Raw genomic sequence first — 986 nt, 5'->3', positions numbered from 1 at the left:
CACTTACACCTGCGCGACGGCGACGCGCTCAAAGCTGTTGCCCCGTACACCGCCCGACAAATGGGCCGCGCGGTTATCATGCCCAACCTCAAACCGCCCGTCGTCAGCGTTGACGATGCCCAAGCCTACAAAGCGCGCATTATGGCCGCCCTGCCTGAAGGCAGTACCTTCCAGCCGTTGATGACGCTTTATTTGACCGACAACGCCACACCCGAACTCGTGCGCGAAGCCAAGGCTGCCGGTATCGTGGCTTTCAAACTCTATCCTGCGGGCGCGACCACCAACTCCGATTCCGGCGTGACCGACTTGTTCAAACTCATCCCCGTGTTGGAAGAAATGGCGAAACAGGGCATTTTGTTCTTGGTTCACGGCGAAGTGACCGATCCTGAAATCGATATTTTCGACCGCGAGGCCGCCTTTATCGAGCGCGTGATGAAACCGGTTTTGGCGCAAGTGCCGAATCTTAAAGTCGTGTTTGAACACATCACCACCGCCGAAGCCGCCCGCTTGGTTTTGGACGCAGGCGACAACGTTGCCGCCTCCGTGACCCCGCAACACCTCCTGCTCAACCGCAACGACCTCTTGGTCGGCGGCGTGCGCCCCCATCATTTCTGCCTGCCCGTACTCAAACGCGAAACCCACCGTCAGGCATTGGTCGCCGCCGTTACCGGCGAGAAGGCGCATAAATTCTTCCTCGGCACCGACTCCGCGCCGCACGCCAAATCCGCCAAAGAAAACGCCTGCGGCTGCGCCGGCATGTTCAGCGCCATGACCGCCATCGAACTTTATGCCGAAGTGTTTGAAAAAGCAGGTGCTTTGGACAAACTTGAAGCCTTCGCCTCGAAAAACGGCGCAAGGTTCTACGGCATTCCCGAAAACGCCGACACGATCACCCTCGTCAAACAAAGCCAAACCATCCCCGCAAGCGTCCCTTACGGCGACGGCGAACTCGTCCCGATGCGCGCGGGCGGAGAGATAGGCTGGAC

Annotated in this window: 1 protein-coding gene; it reads left to right on the top strand. The window is 59.1% G+C overall.

Annotation, left to right across the window (positions count from 1 at the left end):
• Positions 1 to 986 (top strand): dihydroorotase (pyrC, locus tag ACTHUR_RS12065; RefSeq protein ID WP_440398728.1); only part of this gene is annotated, 986 nt, incomplete at both ends.

The sequence above is a fragment of the Neisseria sp. P0021.S007 genome (genome assembly GCF_051956855.1).
This window is presented reverse-complemented; position numbering and strand designations above follow the sequence as displayed.